22 protein-coding genes are annotated in these 20703 nt (G+C 50.7%); 6 read left to right on the top strand and 16 right to left on the bottom strand.

Annotated elements, in window-relative coordinates; genetic code table 11:
* Positions 1-11: 11 nt before the first annotated feature.
* The 3 genes from ACWAU4_RS12020 (at position 12) to ACWAU4_RS12010 (ending at position 1569) form a co-directional block, all read left to right on the top strand.
* On the top strand, positions 12-653 hold the full coding sequence (locus tag ACWAU4_RS12020) for a bifunctional 4-hydroxy-2-oxoglutarate aldolase/2-dehydro-3-deoxy-phosphogluconate aldolase (RefSeq protein WP_096141904.1): 642 nt from the start codon (positions 12-14) through the stop codon (positions 651-653).
* Positions 654-882: 229 nt separating this feature from the next.
* On the top strand, positions 883-1119 hold the full coding sequence (locus ACWAU4_RS12015) for a hypothetical protein (RefSeq protein WP_208124778.1): 237 nt from the start codon (positions 883-885) through the stop codon (positions 1117-1119).
* Between the two features lie 33 nt (positions 1120-1152).
* Complete coding sequence (locus ACWAU4_RS12010) at positions 1153-1569, top strand: hypothetical protein (RefSeq protein WP_025010249.1); 417 nt, start codon at positions 1153-1155, stop codon at positions 1567-1569.
* A gap of 67 nt (positions 1570-1636) precedes the next feature.
* Here ACWAU4_RS12010 and ACWAU4_RS12005 read toward each other — a convergent pair whose 3' ends face one another.
* The 16 genes from ACWAU4_RS12005 to ACWAU4_RS11930 form a co-directional block, all read right to left on the bottom strand.
* Positions 1637-1855, bottom strand: coding sequence for a DUF2897 family protein (locus tag ACWAU4_RS12005; protein ID WP_025010250.1), 219 nt, complete (start codon positions 1853-1855; stop codon positions 1637-1639).
* A gap of 21 nt (positions 1856-1876) precedes the next feature.
* Positions 1877-2614 (bottom strand): 8-amino-3,8-dideoxy-manno-octulosonate cytidylyltransferase KdsB, encoded by a 738-nt coding sequence (gene kdsB, locus ACWAU4_RS12000; protein WP_025010251.1) that lies wholly within the window; start codon positions 2612-2614, stop codon positions 1877-1879.
* Between the two features lie 68 nt (positions 2615-2682).
* Positions 2683-3753, bottom strand: coding sequence for a 3-deoxy-alpha-D-manno-octulosonate 8-oxidase KdnB (gene kdnB, locus ACWAU4_RS11995; RefSeq protein ID WP_025890026.1), 1071 nt, complete (start codon positions 3751-3753; stop codon positions 2683-2685).
* A 20-nt stretch (positions 3754-3773) separates the two neighbouring features.
* Positions 3774-4961, bottom strand: coding sequence for an 8-amino-3,8-dideoxy-alpha-D-manno-octulosonate transaminase KdnA (kdnA, locus tag ACWAU4_RS11990; RefSeq protein WP_025890027.1), 1188 nt, complete (start codon positions 4959-4961; stop codon positions 3774-3776).
* Between the two features lie 237 nt (positions 4962-5198).
* Positions 5199-5810 carry a carbonate dehydratase gene (gene can, locus ACWAU4_RS11985; protein WP_044734561.1) on the bottom strand — a complete coding sequence of 204 codons (612 nt, stop codon included), beginning with the start codon at positions 5808-5810 and terminating at the stop codon, positions 5199-5201.
* A gap of 103 nt (positions 5811-5913) precedes the next feature.
* Entirely contained in the window at positions 5914-6747 is an 834-nt protein-coding gene (locus ACWAU4_RS11980; protein WP_208124777.1) for an alpha/beta fold hydrolase, read from the bottom strand.
* Positions 6748-6874: 127 nt separating this feature from the next.
* Positions 6875-7600, bottom strand: a complete 726-nt coding sequence (locus ACWAU4_RS11975) for a M15 family metallopeptidase (protein ID WP_208124776.1) — start codon at positions 7598-7600, stop codon at positions 6875-6877.
* A gap of 3 nt (positions 7601-7603) precedes the next feature.
* On the bottom strand, positions 7604-8737 hold the full coding sequence (dapE, locus tag ACWAU4_RS11970) for a succinyl-diaminopimelate desuccinylase (protein ID WP_045282876.1): 1134 nt from the start codon (positions 8735-8737) through the stop codon (positions 7604-7606).
* Entirely contained in the window at positions 8734-9084 is a 351-nt protein-coding gene (locus ACWAU4_RS11965) for an ArsC family reductase (RefSeq protein WP_025010255.1), read from the bottom strand. Before ACWAU4_RS11965 ends, dapE begins: the two co-directional genes overlap by 4 nt.
* Positions 9085-9529: 445 nt before the next feature.
* On the bottom strand, positions 9530-10060 hold the full coding sequence (locus ACWAU4_RS11960) for a hypothetical protein (protein ID WP_107004880.1): 531 nt from the start codon (positions 10058-10060) through the stop codon (positions 9530-9532).
* 151 nt (positions 10061-10211) lie between these two features.
* A complete protein-coding gene (locus ACWAU4_RS11955; RefSeq protein ID WP_045282874.1) occupies positions 10212-10988 on the bottom strand; it encodes a nucleotidyltransferase domain-containing protein in 777 nt (258 codons plus the stop codon).
* A gap of 467 nt (positions 10989-11455) precedes the next feature.
* Positions 11456-11965: a PTS glucose transporter subunit IIA gene (crr, locus tag ACWAU4_RS11950; protein ID WP_025010257.1), complete on the bottom strand. Its 510-nt coding sequence runs from the start codon at positions 11963-11965 to the stop codon at positions 11456-11458.
* Positions 11966-12086: 121 nt separating this feature from the next.
* Positions 12087-13790, bottom strand: a complete 1704-nt coding sequence (ptsP, locus tag ACWAU4_RS11945) for a phosphoenolpyruvate--protein phosphotransferase (protein ID WP_208124775.1) — start codon at positions 13788-13790, stop codon at positions 12087-12089.
* Positions 13791-13801: 11 nt separating this feature from the next.
* Entirely contained in the window at positions 13802-14059 is a 258-nt protein-coding gene (locus ACWAU4_RS11940) for an HPr family phosphocarrier protein (RefSeq protein WP_028779985.1), read from the bottom strand.
* A 79-nt stretch (positions 14060-14138) separates the two neighbouring features.
* Positions 14139-14528, bottom strand: coding sequence for an ACT domain-containing protein (locus tag ACWAU4_RS11935; RefSeq protein WP_025010258.1), 390 nt, complete (start codon positions 14526-14528; stop codon positions 14139-14141).
* A 391-nt stretch (positions 14529-14919) separates the two neighbouring features.
* The gene (locus ACWAU4_RS11930) at positions 14920-16554 is read right to left on the bottom strand and encodes a methyl-accepting chemotaxis protein (protein WP_208124774.1); all 1635 of its coding nucleotides are present in this window, start codon (positions 16552-16554) and stop codon (positions 14920-14922) included.
* Between the two features lie 316 nt (positions 16555-16870).
* Here ACWAU4_RS11930 and ACWAU4_RS11925 point away from each other — a divergent pair, with 316 nt between their 5' ends.
* The 3 genes from ACWAU4_RS11925 (at position 16871) to ACWAU4_RS11915 (ending at position 20161) form a co-directional block, all read left to right on the top strand.
* Entirely contained in the window at positions 16871-17569 is a 699-nt protein-coding gene (locus ACWAU4_RS11925; RefSeq protein WP_025010259.1) for a DUF3334 family protein, read from the top strand.
* Positions 17570-18158: 589 nt separating this feature from the next.
* The gene (locus ACWAU4_RS11920) at positions 18159-19250 is read left to right on the top strand and encodes a PfkB family carbohydrate kinase (protein ID WP_101058727.1); all 1092 of its coding nucleotides are present in this window, start codon (positions 18159-18161) and stop codon (positions 19248-19250) included.
* Positions 19244-20161: a pseudouridine-5'-phosphate glycosidase gene (locus ACWAU4_RS11915; protein ID WP_025010261.1), complete on the top strand. Its 918-nt coding sequence runs from the start codon at positions 19244-19246 to the stop codon at positions 20159-20161. Before ACWAU4_RS11920 ends, ACWAU4_RS11915 begins: the two co-directional genes overlap by 7 nt.
* The last annotated feature ends 542 nt before the right edge of the window (positions 20162-20703 follow it).

The following is a 20703-nucleotide window of genomic DNA, read 5'->3' as shown; positions in this document are numbered from 1 at the left end:
GAATAAAGTACATGCTTGAGAATAACTGGTCCTTGCAACCTCAGGACATATTTAAACTGAGCCCGATCATTCCGGTAATGGTTATCAACAAGATTGAACATGCGGTGCCCCTGGCCAAGGCCCTGGTTGCCGGTGGCATTCGGGTACTGGAAGTGACGCTGCGTACCGATTGTGCCCTCGAGGCCATAGGGCGGATAGCTGCCGAGGTACCGGAAGCCTTGGTCGGTGCCGGCACCATACTGAATGAAGCGCAATTGGCGCAGGCGGCAGAGGCCGGCGCTCAGTTTGCCATCACCCCGGGGGCGACTGTGGAACTGCTCAAGGCAGGTAAAGCCGGTAAGATCCCGCTTATTCCGGGGGTGGCCAGTATCTCCGAAGTCATGGTGGGGCTGGGTCTGGGCTATACCCACTTCAAGTTCTTCCCGGCAGAGGCTTCAGGCGGGGTCAATGCGCTCAAGGCTTTCAGTGGTCCACTGGCCGATGTCCGTTTCTGCCCAACCGGCGGGATCACCCCGAGCAGCTACAAAGACTACCTGGCGCTGGGGAATGTCGATTGTATCGGTGGCAGCTGGATTGCCCCGGTGGAAGCGATGGAGCAAGGCGACTGGGCCAGGATCACCAGGCTATGCCAGGAAGCCATCGCGGCGTTGTGAGCATCTGGCAGTGAATGAATAAGGCTACCCGAGGTAGCCTTTTCTTTGCTCCGGTGTTTTTATAGGCAACAAAATCAACAATTTTAGTCCTTTAGGCTGGCTTGCACTGTTATTGGCTTTAGGGTAGCTTGATTTGGAAAGGGTAGGCGATTGGTTTTTATTGGTCAGTTCTGTTGTTGCTGCAACGGCTGCCGATAAATAAGCTGTATGACTCAGGGAGGAGCCTTTTGTGAGACTTGAGCGCATCATCAAGCATTACAACGCCTGTCATTGTCCGGCATGTTCGTTTCAGCCCCAAGCCAACCATATCACTGAAGCCAAGATCATTTCTCATTTTGCCAGCAACTGGTTAGCAGTACCAGTTGGGCTCTGCATCATGGTTTTACTTGGATTTCAGCCGTTACCCATTAAAATGTCTTGCCCTGTCTGTGGAAACACCTTTTTCGCCAGCGGCTTTCGTCACTAATCGTTTCAGGATCTGATTAAAAGGAGTTTTGTCATGTACGACTCAGCGGTAATTCCTTCATCTGTTTACTCATCTAAAGCCAGCAAACTGAGCGGGCTATGTTCCGGTCTCAGATATATGCTGGTTTTGGCTTTTGCCTGGCTCCTTGGTGGTTGCGGCCAGCCCTTGCCGCTGGACAAGGCCGAGTATGCCGGAGAGTGGCAGAGTGCTGACATGTATCTGCTTATTCAGCACGATGGCTCTGTGGAGTATCAGCGTTATGATGGCAACAGCCGCACCTCGATAAGTGGTGGTATCCAGAAGTTTGATGGTAACGACTTTGAAGTGGGGATCGGTTTTATTTCCAGTCGTTTTGAAGTGTCAGAGCCGCCACACAGGGTCGGAAGCGACTGGCAGATGGTGGTTGATGGTGTCCGGTTGACCCGGGTTTCCGATGTGCAGTTTTATTGAGCCTAAGCCCTGTTCAAGTCTAGGTTTAAGTAGAGATGGAAAAGGCGCCAATGGCGCCTTTTTTGTGTCAGTCTTTGTTTTTGTCCTGATGTTTTCCATCAGCCTGGGAGCTCGGGGCTTTATCCGTGTTGCCAGCGGCTTCACCCTTACGCTTTATCTGCTTGTCTTTACTGTGCTGGCCAAATTGCGGCATTTTGAACTTGGCACTGTACTTGAGCACCGCCAGGTTGCTGGCAATAACGCCTATCACCAAAATGATGATCAACCAGACTTCCAAAGATGACATTTCCATCTCTTGCTACCTGCTTCAGTCTACGGCCAGACGCTGTTCACAGCGGCGGATATCTTCAGGTGTATCTACCTCTGGCGAGTCAAATGCGCTGATGGCCACCTTGATCTTGTGACCATATTCCAGGGCTCGCAGTTGCTCCAGTTTTTCCAGATCTTCCAGTCTGCCCAAAGGCAGCTTGGCAAAGGTTTCGACAAAACGACGGGTGTAGGCATAAACCCCAAGATGCTTATAGACAGGGTAGTCACTGACATCACGGCCGAATGGTATCCGAGCGCGGGAGAAATAAAGCGCATAGAATTCGTTGTCGAACACCATCTTCACATGCTTGGGATCGTCCAGCTCTTCCTCTTCGGTGATCTGATAGCCGAGGGTGGCCATTTCAAACTCACCGGGATGACGCTGGAACAGACTGATGATCTGCTCTATGGAGATGGGATCGATCAGGGGTTGATCCCCTTGCAGGTTGATCACCAGATCGTCATCCGCCAACCCCAATTGGGTAATGGCATCGTTAATCCTGTCGGTGCCGGAGGCCGCTTCGGCGCCGGTCATCACAACATTCCCGCCAAAGGCCTCTACAGCGTCCTTGATGCGTACATCATCGGTTGCCACATAGATGTTATCCAACCCTTTGGCCAGTCCGGCGCGCTCATAAACGTGCTGGATCATAGGTTTACCGTTAATCGGTGCCAGAGGTTTGCCGGGAAAGCGGCTGGAACCATAGCGTGCAGGGATCAACAGGGTGACTTTCATTCAATTTTCCTAGTATTCAAGAAGAAAGGGCTCATAAAGAGCCCTAATCATAGCAGTCATTTACCGGCTTAGATACGACGGAACAGCTTGGTCAGCATCTCATCGGTGACTTTTTCCTGCCAGCTGTCACCATAGACGTTGGCCCACAAAGGACCCATGCTCTTGGTGACTTTAACCATGGCGGCAATGGTTTCGTCCGGCAGATCTTTACAGATGTTTTTAGGCAACTGGATGTTGTGCTTCTTCATCATGGCGCGAAACTCTTCAACCCCTTCAGGGTAGAATTCTTCCAGTACGTCGAAGGCGATACAGTTACCAATACCGTGGTGATAACCCAGGATATAAGACAGACCGTAAGAAACCGCATGACAGGCACCTACCTGGCTATAGGCGATACTCATACCGCCCATGAAAGAGGCCATCATCAGCTTGTCGTCTTTCTCAGGGTGATCGCCCAGGAAGACTTCACGGCACATATCCATGGACTTCTCGGCGTAGGCGCGTGAGAACTCGTTCAGGAAGGTACCTTGCAGAGACTCAACACAGTGGATATAGCAGTCCATACCTGTGTAGAACCATTGGTCTGTGGGTACGCCGGCAATCAGCTCGGAGTCCATGATGATCTGATCGAATACTGTGTAGTCAGAGTTCAGACCCAGTTTACGCTCAGGGCCGCACAGCACCGCAGTACGTGAAGCTTCGGCACCTGTACCGGAAATGGTAGGGATACCGATATGGTGAATCGCAGGGTTCTTGATCAGATCCCAGCCTTGATACTTGGCAGAACCGCCTGGGTTGGTCAGCATCAAAGATACGGCTTTGGCCAGATCCATGGTGGCGCCGCCGCCAAGACCGACTACGCTCACAGGCAGTTTGCTGTTGAATGCCTGAACCTGTTCAGTAAGGCTGTCAACCTGCTCTGTGGTTGGCTCATCATCGACATTGACCCACAGCAAGAAATCTTGCTCTTTCAAAGGCAAACGGCCTTCCAGTGGTTTGCCCTTGTGAACGTCATCCACTACGAAAACCACGAAATCGTTGGCTTCTTTGCGCTCGGCGGCCAGCACTTCATCCAGTTGGACAAAAGAACCGCGACCAAAGATCATTTTGGGGACGACTTTAAAATTCTTGAAACTCATAGCAACCAGCTCCCTTTAGGTTATTGGGCAAATGCTTTCTTGATGTTGGCAATGCGCTCGGCAATCTGTTCTTCAGTCCAGGACAGCTTGATTAGCATGGAAATGGTCCGGCTCATGATAGCGTCAGATTTGGGCACAGAAACCTTAGTATAATCCGGACGATCTTCGATTAATGTGATCGGCAGGGCAGCAGGGCTCTTGAGCTGCTGAATGTGATGCCAGTTCTTCAGGTAGTGCCAGTTGTTGACATACCAGTAGAAGCAACCGTCTACACCGTTGGCGGAGAGCGCCTTGCTGACTTCCTGAGTGCGCTGCTCGGTTGGCAGCATAAAGCTGAGGAAACCGGCGCTGTCGCCTTCAGGATCCGGAATTTCGCGGAAAGTAACTTCTTCAATATCGGCCATGGCGTCTTTGATAAGCTTTTTGTTGCGACGCTGGATCTCCACTATGGTGTCCAGTTTGCGCAGCTGAGCCAGACCCAGGGCGGCGTTCATCTCGCTGATACGGAAGTTGAGGCCCATAATAGGGTGAGACTCGGCGCCGCGGTCATTACCTATATGATCATGGCCGTGGTCAGAGAACATGTGGGCGTGGTTGTAGATGGTTTCATCATTGGTGATCACAGCGCCACCTTCACCACAGGTGATGGTTTTAACCGAGTCGAAAGAGAAACAACCCACAGCACCTATGGTGCCCAGTGCCTGACCTTTGTAGCTGCCGCCGATAGCCTGACAGGCATCTTCCAGCAGTACCAGATTGTGTTTTTCACAGATGGCTTTGATTTCGTCCATCTTGGCCATGGAACCGCACATGTGTACCAGGTTTACTGCCTTGGTGCGAGGGGTTATAGCGGCTTCAATTCCTTCTGGAGACAGACACAGAGTCTCATCGATTTCGGCAAATACCGGAATGGCGCCGGCCATGAATACTGCCTCAACAGAAGCGACAAAGGTGAAAGGAGGAACAATCACTTCATCCCCGGCGCCGATACCGGCGGCGGCCAGCGCGGTTTGCAGGGCGGCAGTACCGCTGGAGAGCAGGTGAGCATGCTTGACATTCATCTTGTCACATAAGAGCTGCTCCATATCGCGGGTTTTCCAGCGATCATTACGCATGGCATCAAAGTTGTAACGGAAGGTGAATCCGTTCTCCATGACGTCTGCTACTTCCTGTTTTTCTTCAGGACCAAACAATTCAAAACCGGGCATGGAAGGTGTCTCCTTAGATAGTGTTGTGCTCTGGGAGGGTCACGCCAGAAAAGGCCTTATGCCATAAGGCTGTCACGCGAAATGCGCCGGGTGACCGGATGACTGAGCACCCGTGTTAACTGCAGAATTATAACGGGGTGGCCAACATACTGCGATGCTTTCTTTCGGAAAAAATCCAACTGCGTAAAATTTCACCGATAAAGCAAGGGGCGCTGCTGCGCCCCTTGTCTGTTTGGATCATTCCACCCTTTGATGTCCGCCATCCACTGTGACGTCAAGATCGGTCAAAAGCCCATTGTCTATTCCATATATCCAGCCGTGTATCGACAGATTTTGTCCCTTGGCCCAGGCTTCCTGGACTATGTTGCTGCTGGTGACATTGGCGACCTGCTCAATCACATTGAGCTCACAGAGGCGGTCAAACTTCTGCTTGTCATTGAGGTGTTCAAGCTCCTGATGGTGCAGGCGGTAGATATCCCTGAGATGCCCCAGCCAGTTGTCGATAAGCCCGAGTCTGTCGGTACCCATGGCGGCCCTGACGCCGCCGCAGCCGTAGTGGCCCACCACCATGATATGTTTCACCTTGAGGACATCGACCGCATATTGCAGAACAGACAAACAGTTGAGATCTGTGTGGATCACCATGTTGGCGATATTGCGATGTACAAATACTTCTCCCGGCATCAGATCTATGATCTGGTTGGAGGGTACCCGGCTGTCGGAACAACCTATCCAGAGATATTCGGGGTTTTGCTGTTTGGCCAGTTGCTCGAAAAACTGTGGGTTTTCTGTGCTTATTCTGGCTGCCCAGCGGCGGTTGTTTTCAAAAAGCGGTTTCAGTATTTTCATTCAGGCTCACAAAATAGCTTATGGGAACACCACAGTGTCCGGTTTATTTCCGGCAGTGTATCAGAAAATAAAGCCGCGCTGGTCTATCCATCGCGGCCGGATTTCAGTGATGCTTTTCAAGAAACGTCAGCAGGGCTTGGTTGATAAAATCGCCCTGTTCCAACACAGAAATATGGCCAGCCGCCGGTATCTGCACCATCTCGGCGCCGTCTATGGCATCGACCATTAAAAAGGATTCCAGTACAGTGCGCGCCGTGTCTTCTACTCCTGACATGATTAAACAGGGCAGGGTCAAGTTATCGGCATCTTCCATGGCGTCACGGCGATTGAAAATCAGTTTGCCCATGGCGACGGTATCAGGGATACGCTCTGGTGAAATACTTTGCAGGGCGCTGGCGAAATCACTCAGCAGTTGCGGCCGTAGACTTGCTGTGGTTACGGCAAAAAACATAGGTGCTATCTGCTCGGCCATGGGCGCAGGAATTTGCCCCAATTGGCTGATGCCATCCAACATGGCCATATATTTGTTGCGGGTAACTTCGGGCTCAAAGCCGAGGAAGCTGCCCATCATCACCAACGCCTTGACTCTTGAAGGCGCCTTCAGAACCAGCTCGGCCCCCCACATGGCGCCGACCGACAAGCCGATGACAGTGAATTCATCGACGCTGAGTTTATCCATCAAGGTCAACATATCGGTGGCGATATCCGCCAGCCTCTCGGTATGCGCTGGAATCGCGCCTGACTGCCCATGGCCCCAGAGATCCGGCACTATGCAGCGGTAGTGCTTCGCCAGTACAGGCAGTTGCTGTTGCCACATGGTGGCGTCCCAAAGGTAGCTGTGGCCGAGTAGCAGCACAGGGCCCTGGCCTATATCCAGATAGCTGAGGGGTTCGCCTCTGAGTTCGATTTGCTGCCGATATTGATTGAAGTCAGTCATTGTTGAAAGGTATCCCGGATTTATTGTTTGGGACACAGGATACCTCAAGTTTACCGGCTTAGGATCTGAGCGCGAAATCGCATGATGTTTATTTAAACTCGCTTTTTCAAACGTACTTCAAAGGTACTTATTTGAAACCATCCGGATAGGGGGCAACGCGCCTGACATAAGTCTCGACCAGTTCCGGCAAACGCCGAAGCAAACCTTGCTTGAGTGTGACGTCGCTGTGGTCGAGTATTTGCCGCAGACGCTCGCTATCAAACTGCTCGAGAAACCCTTTGGCCTTTGGCAGGAAACTCAAATGCCAACGCTCCGGGCTAACGCCACTGAGTCCCGCCTGAAAAGGGCGGTAGAAGCCAAAATCCAGGGCGCGCTCGTCCAGCCACAGGTCCAATTCATAGCAAGGGCCCTGGGGTTCATACTCGGCGTTAATTAACTTGAGTTCATGCTTGCTGATTTGGGCGCTGTCGAATAGATCCACGTCCGTCCCCCAGTGGTGGCGAGAGGCGCCAGGCAGCGCCGACCAAAGCAAAATAAGCGCCACTAACTCATCATCACTGAGCGCGCCGATGTCACCCACAGGGAGTGAGTCTTTATCCAGTAGAGTGCGCTTCCCTGAGGCTTTGGCATTCCAAATCGCGAGTTGACGCTCAAAGCTGCGATAACCCGAGCAGATGGCCAGGGCGATGCCATCTTGCTCGGCGGCGGCCTGCATCTCAAGAAAGGCCTTGGCCGTCTCGGCTTCCAGCCAAACTTCAGCGCCTGAACCGCTTTCACTGCCGCTTAGACTAACCAGTGTCCTTTGCGGCTCTGCTTCAGTCTCAAGGCCGTAGAGAAAATCGCCCCTTGCCATCACTTACTCCAACAACAGTTTTTCCAGGATACGCTGATAACACTGGGCCAACAGCTCGAGATCCGCGACTTTAACGCACTCATTAACCTTATGAATGGTGGCATTCACCGGACCCAGCTCTATTACCTGAGCACCGGTAGGGGCAATAAAGCGCCCATCTGAAGTGCCGCCCGAGGTTTGCGGGTCGGTATCTGAGCCTGTTACCTCTTTAATCGCTTGGCGGGTCGCTTCAAGCAGCGGGCCATCGCCGGTCAAAAATGGCAGGCCATTAAAGATCCAGCCAAGCTCATAATTCAGTCCATGGGCATCGAGGATATTCTCGACCCGCTTAATCAGCTCTTCGGCGGTGACTTCGGTGGAGTAACGGAAGTTGAACATTACCTTAAGCTCACCCGGGATCACGTTGGACGCCCCGGTGCCACCGTTGATATTGGCTATCTGAAAACTGGTCGGCGGGAAAAACTCATTGCCTTTGTCCCACTGCATGGCGGCAAGTTCGGCCAACGCCGGCGCAGCCTTGTGCACTGGGTTATCCGCCAGGTGAGGGTAGGCCACATGTCCTTGAATACCCTTGACGACGAGATTGCCGGTGAGGCTGCCGCGGCGGCCATTTTTGACCACATCGCCCAGTTTGAGGGTACTGGATGGCTCACCGACCAAGGCCCAGGTGATCTTTTCATTGCGCGCTTCCAGGGTGTCTATCACCCGGGTGGTGCCGTTGATAAAGGGGCCTTCTTCATCGCTGGTGATCAGAAAAGCGATAGAGCCTTGATGGTGCGGATGGGCGGTCACAAAACGCTCGGTGGCCACCACCATGGCCGCCAGCGAGCCTTTCATATCTGCGGCGCCGCGGCCGTGAAGATAGTCGTCGATAACCACTGGCTCGAAGGGCGGAGTATGCCAATTGGCCAAGTCCCCCGGCGGTACCACATCTGTATGGCCGGCAAAACAAAATACCGGTCCTTCAGTACCGCGGCGAGACCAGAGATTGGTGGTATCTTCAAACACCATGGACTCGTTGGCAAAGCCCAGTTTGGCGAGTCGCTCGGCCATCAATGCCTGACAGCCTTCATCCAGAGGGGTAACAGATGCCCTGGAGATCAACTCCTTGGCAAGCTCAAGCACTTGCTGACTCATAGGCCGAACCACGCTTGGTAGTCGGCTTCTTTAAAACCGGTCATCACATCTTGGCCCCGGGTCAATACAGGGCGTTTGATAAGGGTTGGATTGGCCAGCATCAGGGATATCGCCTTGGCACTATCAATATCCTGCTTATCGGCGTCATCCAGCGCACGGAAACTGGTGGAGCGTTTGTTCAGCACCGCCTCCCAGCCGATGCGCTCGACCCAGGCCTTGAGTGTGTCTTGTGAAAGTTCCTGCTCACGAAAATCTACAAAAGTCACTTGCTGGCCCTTGGCCTCCAACCATTTTCGTGCTTTTTTTACCGTGTCGCAGTTCTTAATCCCATAGAGTCTATCTGTCATGACGAGTCCGTTTCTCTGTATTGCTTATAGTTCGTGATTGTCAGCGAGTATAACAAAGGCAAAACCGATGAAAAGGGCTATCTTGATGGGGCAATTCATACGTCTCGCCGGCGCTTTGTGTGACCAAGGCATAGTGACCACCGGGGTCAGTGGAAGAGGTTTGGCTTTCCACAAAAGAGAAAAACCAACCTGATGTCTGTATGTCAACTGGATGACTTTGACCTTTCCCCCCGAATTCAGATCCCAAACCTGAGTCTGTCACCAATAAGCTGACTAGGCTGTCGTGGAAGCACCACTTGAAGCGGGCAGTTTAGGGTGAGAACCCTTCAGATAATAGAAACGTATCTATACAACTTATTCTTTTAAATTCTGCTTTAAATTAAATCAGTTTTTGGTCAATGGTAAACCAGATGAGTTATATCGCCAGTTGTAAACTTGCTACGAATCACGACATTTCCCATTCTATAGACCAATCGGAAGCTTTCTTATGTTTAACGTATTGCACTTCCTTAACGCTATTAAGCTTTTCCATTATTGATTTGTGAAAGAAAACAACAATAGCGCCCAAAGAAGGTTTAAAGACTAACCTTTTCTCTAACGGTATATTGGATAACTTGCTAAAATCGAAGCCTATACGTTCTTCTTCTATATTTATGATGTTGTAACAGTGAAGGTATATATAGTCTTTGTTGATAATTTTAGCCGGAACGAGAGAGGTCTGATATAGTTCCAACCCAGATAGAGTGGAAAGAAAGTCCAAGTCAAATAATATCTCTGTATTGACAGATACATCAAATGGAGCCGCAATGCTTTCAAAACTCTTTAAACTAACGCATTCAAAGTTCACTGGGGTAGATGTTGATATTTCCTTGTCCATCAACAAGCTAAACTCTCGATCATCTTCCATATTGACAACGAAGTTCACCTTTGAATAGTTATTTGATAAAACATAGTATTCTTCACTGATTGCTGTCATGTTCAAGTCCTAAACTGTCAATTTTACAGATAGTTGGCGGTCAAGTTTTGTACTGGGTATTGTGCTGAATTTGCAGGTGAGCCCGCAAATTTACGGTATATGGGATTCTAACCTGGGGGAGACAGGCTGCAATTCACTCGATAGCTAAAAGTCAACTCAGTACTTTATGGAATAATGCATTCAGTTCACCCATGGCCTGTTCACCTTTTTCTGTATTATTTGAGAAAGACTCCAATCGTTTCAGCTCAAATTCAATAAATTCATTTATCTCTGGTATAGGTGGTGCGAACTCTTTCTCTAAACTTCTCTTCTTTCTTTCAAGTAAGTGTAATATCTGGCTATTTAACTCAGTTCTGTCACTGACTATTTGTCGAAGTTTTTCAAATTCAATAGGCGCTGGCTTTTGGTACCTTTCCAACCACATAATCGAAAGCAATGGCCTCAATACATAGAAGTACTTTTTAATTGGCACCATTTCATCACGGAGATAACCTCGGTAATTCGCCTTAGCCATGCTCCGGTAATGGTATATCCCCTTATCAATAGAATAGATCTTTGAAAGCAGTGCTCGAGCTTCTTGAGCAAATACACCTCGTTCGATATATACGATGGGGGATTGCAGCCACTCCACAAATGCTGGATTAGATTTAGAAAAAAGTTTTAATGCCTTTCTTAGATCCCAGCCATTGATATCAATTTCATCGACAATGGGATATTCAATAACATCTCTCTTATCTTCCAAGTCAACAGCTAGGTACCAATCTTTAGGATGGACGTATATGAAACGCACATCATAATCACTGTTGGGGGACTCGAATCCCCAAGCTCGACTACCAGATTCAATGGCGTAAAGTACCCGAACCCCATGTTCTTTTTCAGCCCTTTTTATCCTGGAAAGGATTTCTTCTCTAACAGTTTTGTCAATCATGGTATTTTCTATGTCAATGCTCATATAGTCTGGAGAAAAGTGCTATGTCTAAATCGGCAACGAAGAGGTATAAAAAGCGCGTCCAGCCCCTTGTATGAAAACACGTTTTGTCACAGGAAAGGCTACGTACCAACATGGCTAACGTTCGGATGCAAAACTTCTTAAGCAATTTAAAACAGCATCAGCTCAAGCGTCCACCTTTGAATTTGTTATGTCTAACATACTGAGTTTTATAGACAATAAATAGCATTTTCGGGTTAATCAATCACTAAAAGGTGAGATAAGCGGAAAGATGATGCAATGTTGAGCCTTCAGGATTGGTTCGAATAAGTCTCATGGGTGCTCTACCATGGCTTGCAGACTTGGTTATCAGTACTGGAAGGGGCAGATGCGCTTTTGTGGCCTTGGAGAAGCTCAAATGCACTCGGACAAATAATGCACTTGAGCGTTATCCGTTTGCCAGCCATCTAAACCTGAACCGTAAATATCACATCTTTGCCGGCGCTGACGCTACCCTGGCGTTTTTCCAGATACTTAACGTCTTCCATATTCGCCAGCACCACAGGGGTGAGCAGGCTGTTGACCTGATCTTTGAGAAAATCGAGGTCAAACTCCAGTATAGGTTCGCCGGCTTTAACGTCCTGGCCTTCCTGGGCCAGGCGTTTGAAGCCTTTTCCTCTAAGTTCTATGGTACCAACGCCAAAGTGAACAAACAGCTCCAACCCTTGGGGCGACTCTATGCTGAAAGCATGGTTGGTCTCAAAAATTTTGCCTATAGTGCCGTCAATCGGCGCCAGCATAAACTGGCCTTTGGGCTCTATGGCGATGCCATCGCCGACAATCTTTTCGGCGAAGACCACATCCGGGACTTTTTCAATGGCAACAATATCGCCACTGATAGGGGCATAAACTTTTATGCCGCCTTCTATGTTGGGCTGCCCCGATACCATGCGGCGGATCCGGCTTAAAAATCCCATGGGTTGTTTTGTCCTTTTTGTTTTTGGTTTCCGGATGACTTCTGGTTTCCGGTTAAACAGTCCCTCGACAACGTTCAGGTTGGGGAAGGGGATTTTTGCTTAGCATACTGAATTAACAGCCTTAATGACAGAGGGAGATCAAGGATGTCAATTCAGACAATCGAGTGCAGGCGAGTGCTTTTTTGGCCTGGTCTGCAAATTGACTGAAGTTACCCTCGCACAGCGCCGCTTTGACTTCTAGCACAGAGCCGGGGTTGACCGACAACTCGTCCAGCCCCATGCCCATCAGTATTGGCGCAATGCGCGGATCACCTGCCAGCTCTCCGCACAAAGAGACCCTGATGTTGGCCGCTTTGGCGTCTGCTATTGTCATGGCAATCAGCCTGAGGATCGCCGGTGAAAATGAGGGATAATCCCGGGTTAATTCAGGGTTGGTCCTGTCCGCCGCCATGGCATATTGCGTCAAGTCATTGGTACCTATGCTGATAAAGTCCAGCTTTGGCAGCAGCGTTGGCAGGTTCATAACCGCGGCAGGGGTTTCCACCACTATGCCGAGGGTGATTTCTCCATAGCCTTTCTCGGCCTCGCTGAGCTGCTGTTTGCAGTGCTCCAGCATATCCAGTACGGCGTCCAACTCTTCAACCTGATTAACCATGGGCAGCATCAACCGAACCGGACCATGATTGGCGGCGCGCAATACGGCCCGTAGTTGTGTCTGCAGAATTTCATGATGTTTAAGGGTGTAGCGCACGCCGCGCATGCCAAGCGCAGGATTGTCTTCTATTGCCTGATCCAGGCAAGGCAGTTCCTTGTCTGCACCTATATCCAGAGTGCGTATGGTGAAGGGCTGGCCGTTGAGCAGCTGCAGGGCATCGCAATAAAGGTTGTACTGAGCCTTTTCATCTGGAATGCAACTGACATCCATCAGCATGAATTCGGTACGAAACAGACCTATTCCTTCTGCGCCGACCTGGGGCAGACGGGAGATCTCATTGAGGTTACCCACGTTGGCCATTAGGCTTATGCGTTTGCCGTCCAGGGTCTGGGTCTGTCTGTCCCGGTATTGCTCCAGTGCGCTGCGTCTTGCCTGCTCGCGCTCAAATCTCTGCTTAAGCTCTGTGACTTCGGTTTGCTCCGGGCGAACAAATAAGGCACCTTGGTTGGCATCCAGAATGAGCGGATCGCCGGCATTGATATTGCCTGTTTGATAGTTGCAGGAAAGCAGGGCGGGGATGCCGGCGGCACGGGCCAGGATAGCCGTGTGGCTGGTGAGGCCACCGGTCTTCAGTATGATGCCTTTGATATGTTCAAGGGGCAGCAGGGCAAATTCCGCCGGTGTCAGATCCTGGGCCAACAAGATGGAGTCATGTTTGAGTTTATCCAGGCCATCGGCATCGGCGCCGTTGATACTACTGATAAGTCGTCTGCCAAGGCAACGTACGTCCTGGGCCCGGTTTGCAAGGTAAGGGTCTTCCAACGCTTCAAGTTCACTGGCCTGGTGGGCAAAGACCCGCTCTACCGCTGCTGTGGCTGAAAACTGCAGCCCACTGATGGACTCGCGAATTTGTTGAATAAGTTCGGCATCTTCCAGTAGCAGCAGATCGGCTTCCACCAATTGGAAGTTGTCTGAATCTTCGGTCAGTTTATCCAGGCTGGTCTGTAACTGCTGGCACAAGCGCTGCAGTGCCTGGGTGAGCTTATTCAGCTCTTGAGGGATTTTGGCAAGTGGCAGCAGGCGGTAATCCATGCTGTTGTCAAAGGGGTTGTAAACTACCGCTTCTCCGAAGGCGATACCCGATGAGACTGCAATTCCGGCGAGGCGCATCAGTGTTCCTCTCAACTTAAGGTGATCAACAGTTCCGACACCCGTTCAACGGCTTCGCGAGCTTGTTCACCTTCGGCAAATACTCTGACAGACACGCCTTGATAGAGCCCCAGTGTCTGCAACTTGAACAGACTCTTGGCACTGGCTTGTTTGCCCTGGCACTCAACCATCACATCACAATCGTACTGTTTCGCCTCTTTTACCAGCAGTGCGGCAGGGCGGGTATGGATCCCGTGTTTGGCGGTAATAGTGACGGTTTTTTCGTACATAGACTTCTTTGACTCATGTAATTAACTGAATAATATCCGGTAACGGCTGACGTTTTGCAATACTCCGGCGACCAAGCCGTCAATTGCCATATTCAATAACCTGATATTGCTGCTTCCTGAGGGCGCGAATGGCGGTATCCAGCTTATCTTTCTTCAGCAGTATATAGTCGGTATCGAAGGTTGAAACAGTAAAAATACTCACATGGGCATCGGCGAGAGTCGCCGAGACTCTGGCCATGATACCCGTCATGGAAAAGCCGAGCGGCCCTAAAAGCTCAAGACAACGCCAGTCTTCTTCCTGCTCCAGGCTATCGAGCTCCAGTTTACAATCGACGACAACCGAGAGTTCCTCGCGGGTTTTGGCGATAAAAAACAGCGGCTGGCTGAGTACCTCGGCCGGAACCTGAGTATCTGAGCTGAAACTGTGGATAGTGAATAGCTGCGGATAGACCGCCAATGTCATGCGCAAAGCCAATACCTCTTTTCTCGCCCGGGCGACCTAATGGCCGCCGCTGCGGTATCACCTGCCGGGTACGGCAAACTCCGGGAAGGTGCGAACAAGTCCCATGTGTGCTCTGCGTCGGCTTACAGGCCTGGATGCAAGGCGTGGTTCGCCGCAAATGGCTCTAGTCCTTTGCAAGAAGCAAACACAGCAGGCAGGTCTGTAAGCCACGCCCTTCGGGGTTTTCACAGCAACCGGCTCTCTGCGTTATCCGACTTCGACAGGCCCCGGCATGCCTTCAGTCAGATGCCTTGAACGCCAAGTGCTGTGCAAACCAGAGTGCCACGAGGACTCATTTGCACCTTCCTTAGCTTATCACAATAAGAAAGGGGCAGAATACGTTCTGCCCCTCGAGATGTTAGATCTTGAATTGTCCCAGAGTGCGGCGCATGTTCTGGCTGATCTGCTCAAGCGACATCGCCGCGCTTTGGTTGCTGGCATTGGCTTGCACTGAAACTTGAGTCAGCTCAGAAATGGTGCTGACATTGCGATTGATCTCTTCGGTCACCAAAGATTGCTCTTCGGTAGCGCTGGCAAGTTGGGTATTCATATCGCTTATCTGCGCTACCAGGGAAAGGATTTGATCCATGGCAGAGCCTGCCGCTTCGGCCTGTTTTTGCAGCTCGGAGGATTGGCTCTGTGTTTGGCTGTTACTCTCCATAACGGCGCTGACACCGGATTGAATTTCACTGATCAGCTTGTGTATTTCGTTGGTGGAGTCCTGAGTGCGGTTGGCAAGGGCGCGCACTTCATCGGCCACTACCGCAAAGCCGCGGCCGTGAGTACCGGCGCGGGCGGCTTCGATGGCGGCGTTGAGTGCCAAAAGGTTGGTTTGTTCGGCAATGGTGCGGATAACGTCGAGAATGCCGCCAATTCTGCCTGAAGCCTGACCCAGGGTTTCGGTAAGATTTTCTGCAGCCTGCAGTTCGCGCACCAGCTCTTGGCAGTTTGCCAGTGTTGCATCCATGGTCTCTTTACCGCTGAGGGCTTGTTGTTTGACGCTGGAAGCGGCATCGGCAGCCTGCTGGGTATTGTTGGCCATCTCCTGTGTGGTTGCCAGCATCTGATTCACGGCGGTAGCCACGCTGGCGGTTTCTCTGTGGATGTTATCGGCGCTGTGGTTGGACTCTTTGACTGCGACTGTCAGGTGCTCGGCGTCCTCGCCCAGCGATGCACCAAGTGGTTGCAGTTCGCTGACGGTTCTACCTATCTTCTCTACAAAACTGTTAAAGGCACGGGCGAGTGCAGCCACTTCATCACGGCCTTGACCCTCGAGCCTTTTACTGAGGTCGCCTTCACCTTGGGCAATATCCTCCATTGCGGCGATGGCGGTCTTGAGCGGTGCGGTAATGGATTGATTGAGCACCAGGAAGAAGATGAAAATCGGCGCGGAAATCAACATCATAATGATCAGATAATCGATTGAGGCTGACTTCATGGTGGCGTTGACATCGCTGATATATGTGCCGGTCAGCAGGGTCCAGCCCCAATCTTTGTCATATCTGGATTCGGTGAGCTTTTCTTCGCTATTGCCACTGGCCGGGTTGCGGATCTCATAGCTGAGTTTGCCTGTGCCATTGGCCTTGGCTTGTTGTTGTAGTTGGGTCAGCGGATTGCTGCCGTCTTTGATGCGATAACCGGCAATGGCTTGACCCACCAGCGAAGGCTCGGCGCCGTGGGCGATGATCTTGCCCTGATCCGACAGCAGAATGAAGTAGCCTTCACGGCCATAACGCATCTGACCGATCAAGGCGGCCGACTCCTGTTGCGCCTCTTCGAGAGTCAGTTTACCCGCCTGTGCCTGAGTGCGATGTGCGGCAACTACAGACAGGGCCGTGTTCAACTGGGCATCATTTTGCAGCCATTTCTGGGTTATCAGATTGTCATACTGTTCTTTGATGGAAAAACTGGCGAAACACAGGGTGCCTATCGCGGCCAGAACCAACATAAGGATAAGGCGCTGAAGAATGGTGAGCTTCCTGAGTAATGCCATTTTGTACTCCTTTGTTATTTCTTATTAGGTAGTTGGCAGCGACTATAACGCGATGGAAAAACCAAGTGAAACCTTTTTACCTTGTGTGTATTGCTTTGTTGATCGCGCTCATTGTTCGCGCTAAATCTTGCCAACAGAGGGGAAAACAGGCCTCATGCCTTCGAGGCTGCATTCTGGATATCGGCTCTAATATCAAAAGCTTAAGATGTGTTGGATCACACATGTCATAAGTAAAGGGCTAATTTGTTGTTTTCACTTTGATTTTTAAACAAAATCGGCTCAGAATTAACCTTATGTCTATTATTGGTCTCTCTTCATGAATACACCTCAAGTCATTAGCTCGGACGATATTTTGCTGAAACTCTGTCACTCTGTGACCCATGTCTTGTCGGCTACCACCGCCAGCACTCTGTCCCACGCAGGTATAGTGCAAAAGATAACCCGTACCCGACTCAAGCCGGACGTTGGGTGTTTCTCTATTTTTGATGGTGGCTTCTCAGGCCTGGTGGTGATCAACTTTTCAGCGGCCGCCGCGTTGGAAATCTATCGCCGCTACATGCTGCATATGGGCATGCCGGAGGAGGAGTTGGCTTTCTCTCATACCTCAGACGAGGTGGGCAATGTGATGGGCGAATTGATGAACCAGATGCTGGGGGACTTTATCGGTAAGGTGTCCAAGGAGCTGCAAACGTCCATCAGTCAGAGCCAGCCAAAGATGTTGACCATCAACAAGGAGCTGACTATCTCTATCGATGCCAACCTGGATGATCCTATAGCCCGCCGGGTGTCGTTCAAGACAGAAAACAACCATATCTTCTATCTTGAGTTTGCCATGGACAAGACAGAGTTTATCCGCCTGGCCGAGTTTGAAACCGATGAAGAGTTTGATCCGGATTTGTTGTTGGCCCGCCACGGCAATCAACAGGCGCAGGGCAAAGCGCCGGAATCGCCTTGGGTTAAGGCCGCCAATGCCGATGATGACACTGACGATCTGTTCAAAGAGCTGGGCATCTGACCATTTTCAGGCGTGATGTTATCAATCCTTTTGTCAGCGGGCGGCGTTAGCTTGTCCGCGGCCCTGCTTTTGAACAGTGCAATAACGACTGCTCTCCACACCCTATAAGGCGCTCAGTCAAGGGCGCTTTCATTCTCGCTTTCCAGGTCAGTATTTCTCTATTAACTTTGTCCCTATAGCTACTCAATCTTTTGAGTTACTTATCATTTAAGCCATCAGGCGAATAGCGGAGCAGCCTGTCTTTGTGGGTGACGTTGCAATCACTAGCACAGACGTGGCACAAGCAGGGCTGCTATTCAGCAACACTGAGCCCTGCCGTTTACGACAATACAACAGATGTTGCACTCAAACTTGCCGCGGTTAACTTCAACCACTTTTATTGTTTTTATGACAGGACATGCCCTGATTGATTTAGTGTATCCATATGAATTGATGGATTTTTTATAAAAACTTCGACTTGTTAAAAATTGCTGAGTAGATCACGAAGTTGTAATTAGGGGTTAAATTCCGCTTGCCAGCCTCGGACATAGTGTTTATTGTGCAAACAAAAGTTTGTCACAAGAACAAATGTTTGCACAGGAAAGCGCCAATGACAGAACGTGAACTCGAAATTCTGGCCCTTATTAAAGCTGACCCTTTGATACCGCAGCAAAAACTTGCTGATCAGCTGGGCATAACCCGCTCTGCAGTCGCAGGTCATATCATGAACTTGACTCACAAAGGCGTGATCCGTGGCAAGGGGTATATCTTGGCGGAGAATCCCTTTGCGGTCGTGATAGGCGGCGCCAATATGGATATTCTTGGCCGGCCGGCTTCCAAGCTCAGGGTAGGGGATTCCAATCCCGGCAGCGTCAGTTGCTCACCCGGCGGTGTTGGGCGCAACATCGCTGAAAACCTGGCTCGTCTGGGTTCAGATACCCGACTGGTGACGGCGGTAGGCAAAGACGCCTATGGTGAAATGATCACCGCCCAGTGTCGTCAGGCCGGAGTCGATATGGGCAACAGTTTGCAGTTTGAAGACGCGGTGACCTCCACCTATCTTTCGGTACTGGATGGCGACGCTGATATGCATGTAGCCATCAACGACATGGCCATTTTGGAAAGATTGGGCCCTGAAGTGCTCAAGGGGCTGGAAGATATGCTGCGCCGCGCCGAACTTCTGGTGTTGGATACCAACCTTTCCGAAGCCGCCTTATCCTATCTGCTGAGCAACTTCCCTCAAGTTCCGGTATTTATTGACACGGTTTCCTGTGTCAAGGCGATGAAAATCAAGCCTTACCTCAACGCCATCCACACCCTCAAACCCAACCTCAAAGAAGCCGAGCACCTCTCCGGCATCGAAATGCGCAGCAAAGAAGACTTAAGCGCTATCGCTAACTGGTTCCATGACCAGGGCGTCAAGCGGATCTTCCTCAGTATGGGCAGTGAAGGTGTATTTGTCAGCGATAGCGGTGAGTCACAGATGGTGAGCGCCAAGCAGGTGGAAATGGTCAACGCCAATGGCGCCGGAGATGCCTTCCTGGCCGGATTGGCTCACGGTTGGCTCAAGCAGTGGCCATTGCTGGAAACCACAGAATTTGCGATGGCCGCGGCCCGGTTGGCGCTGTCTCATATCGCAACTATCAACCCCAATATGTCTGAAATCTCTGTAAACCGTATTATCAAGGAGTCGTTATGCTGAAGCAGTATCTGGATATTCATCCTGAAGTTCAAGCAGCCCTGGAACAAGGCAAGCCGGTGGTCGCGCTGGAATCGACCATTATTTCCCATGGTATGCCGTATCCGCAGAACGTTGAGACAGCGCTCAAGGTGGAGCAGATCATCCGTGATAATGGCGCTGTACCCGCAACCATCGCCATTCTCAAGGGCCGCCTCAAAGTGGGCATGAGCCAGGAAGAGATCAATTACCTGGGCAAGGCCGGTGAAGCCGTTATCAAAACCAGTCGCCGTGACATTCCCTTTATTGTTGCCAAAGGTGCAGACGGTGCCACCACAGTAGCTTCTACCATGATCCTGGCCGCAATGGCCGGTATTAAGGTGTTTGCTACCGGCGGTATCGGCGGTGTACACCGCGGCGCTCAGCAAACTTTCGATATCTCTGCTGATTTGCAGGAGCTGGCCAACACAGATGTGGCCGTGGTTTGCGCCGGTGCCAAGTCTATTTTGGATCTGGGCCTGACCCGTGAATATCTGGAAACGCAAGGCGTGCCTGTCGTTGGTTTCCAAACTGATAAACTGCCGGCTTTCTATACCCGCGAGAGTGACTTCGGTGTCGACTATCGCTTGGAGCAGCCGGTAGAAGTGGCTGCCGCCATGAAAGCCAAGTGGGACATGGGGCTCAAGGGCGGTATGGTGATTGCCAACCCAATTCCTCACGAGCATGCTTTGGATAAAGCACTGATCGATGGCGCCATCGCCCGCGCAGTGGCTGAAATGGATGAGAAAGGCATAGGCGGTAAGGCTTCAACGCCGTTCCTGTTGGCCAAAGTAGCCGAAATTACCGAAGGTCACAGCCTGACCGCCAACATAGAGCTGGTATATAACAATGCCAAGCTGGCGGCTGAGATTGCCCGCGAGTACGTGGCACGCTAATCAGCTGTCTTTGAACCATTAAGCTATCTCAAGAAACCCGACCCTCGTCGGGTTTCTTTTTGGAACTGAGGCACGGGAGCCATGGTATAGCGTGACGTCCAGGCTGAGTATCTTCCTTTGTCTTCGGGTTACGCTCAAATTCAGTCATCAAACAGCGCTAAACTTATGTGAATCAATTTCAATAAAAATCAGTTATCTGTGTGAGCTTTGCGATTTTAACATTTAAAAACATGTGGATAGTGAGCATTTTTAGATCAAATAATTTGATCTCATTGTTTGAAATGCTAGGTAACGAAAGCCTCAGGCTGACTCTGGTATGCTGGTTCCAAACCATTTCAGTTGTGCTTCTTTCCTTGGCTATCCCCTTCTACTCTGTAATTGTCCCGGCCCTTAGACTATCCATATAATTCAAAGCCAGCTCAATCGCCATCTCCTCATAGGGCAAGAGTTTCCCGCTTTTTTTCAATCCATTGTCTATGCTTATCCTAAATAGCTTGCAGTTGCCGCACGCCATAGTCTTTAAGGTCATTTTACCTTCAAGA

This window comes from Shewanella sp. FeAMO (genome assembly GCF_053653955.1).
Note: the sequence above shows the minus strand (reverse complement) of the source record. Positions and strands in the feature narration are given on the sequence as shown.

Excerpts from the sequence above, each read along its gene's own strand:
- ACWAU4_RS12020 (WP_096141904.1), top strand. The coding sequence starts at position 12 with ATGCTTGAGAATAACTGGTCCTTGCAACCTCAGGACATATTTAAACTG.
- ACWAU4_RS12005 (WP_025010250.1), bottom strand. The coding sequence starts at position 1,855 with ATGTCATCTTTGGAAGTCTGGTTGATCATCATTTTGGTGATAGGCGTT.
- dapE (WP_045282876.1), bottom strand. The coding sequence starts at position 8,737 with ATGAGTCAGCAAGTGCTTGAGCTTGCCAAGGAGTTGATCTCCAGGGCA.
- ACWAU4_RS11965 (WP_025010255.1), bottom strand. The coding sequence starts at position 9,084 with ATGACAGATAGACTCTATGGGATTAAGAACTGCGACACGGTAAAAAAA.
- ACWAU4_RS11930 (WP_208124774.1), bottom strand. The coding sequence starts at position 16,554 with ATGGCATTACTCAGGAAGCTCACCATTCTTCAGCGCCTTATCCTTATG.
- can (WP_044734561.1), bottom strand. The coding sequence starts at position 5,810 with ATGAAAATACTGAAACCGCTTTTTGAAAACAACCGCCGCTGGGCAGCC.
- ACWAU4_RS11960 (WP_107004880.1), bottom strand. The coding sequence starts at position 10,060 with ATGACAGCAATCAGTGAAGAATACTATGTTTTATCAAATAACTATTCA.
- ACWAU4_RS11975 (WP_208124776.1), bottom strand. The coding sequence starts at position 7,600 with ATGGCAAGGGGCGATTTTCTCTACGGCCTTGAGACTGAAGCAGAGCCG.
- crr (WP_025010257.1), bottom strand. The coding sequence starts at position 11,965 with ATGGGATTTTTAAGCCGGATCCGCCGCATGGTATCGGGGCAGCCCAAC.
- ACWAU4_RS11915 (WP_025010261.1), top strand. The coding sequence starts at position 19,244 with ATGCTGAAGCAGTATCTGGATATTCATCCTGAAGTTCAAGCAGCCCTG.
- ACWAU4_RS11920 (WP_101058727.1), top strand. The coding sequence starts at position 18,159 with ATGACAGAACGTGAACTCGAAATTCTGGCCCTTATTAAAGCTGACCCT.
- kdnA (WP_025890027.1), bottom strand. The coding sequence starts at position 4,961 with ATGCCCGGTTTTGAATTGTTTGGTCCTGAAGAAAAACAGGAAGTAGCA.
- ACWAU4_RS12010 (WP_025010249.1), top strand. The coding sequence starts at position 1,153 with ATGTACGACTCAGCGGTAATTCCTTCATCTGTTTACTCATCTAAAGCC.
- kdnB (WP_025890026.1), bottom strand. The coding sequence starts at position 3,753 with ATGAGTTTCAAGAATTTTAAAGTCGTCCCCAAAATGATCTTTGGTCGC.
- ACWAU4_RS11925 (WP_025010259.1), top strand. The coding sequence starts at position 16,871 with ATGAATACACCTCAAGTCATTAGCTCGGACGATATTTTGCTGAAACTC.
- ACWAU4_RS11980 (WP_208124777.1), bottom strand. The coding sequence starts at position 6,747 with ATGACTGACTTCAATCAATATCGGCAGCAAATCGAACTCAGAGGCGAA.
- kdsB (WP_025010251.1), bottom strand. The coding sequence starts at position 2,614 with ATGAAAGTCACCCTGTTGATCCCTGCACGCTATGGTTCCAGCCGCTTT.
- ACWAU4_RS11940 (WP_028779985.1), bottom strand. The coding sequence starts at position 14,059 with ATGTACGAAAAAACCGTCACTATTACCGCCAAACACGGGATCCATACC.
- ACWAU4_RS11955 (WP_045282874.1), bottom strand. The coding sequence starts at position 10,988 with ATGATTGACAAAACTGTTAGAGAAGAAATCCTTTCCAGGATAAAAAGG.
- ptsP (WP_208124775.1), bottom strand. The coding sequence starts at position 13,790 with ATGCGCCTCGCCGGAATTGCAGTCTCATCGGGTATCGCCTTCGGAGAA.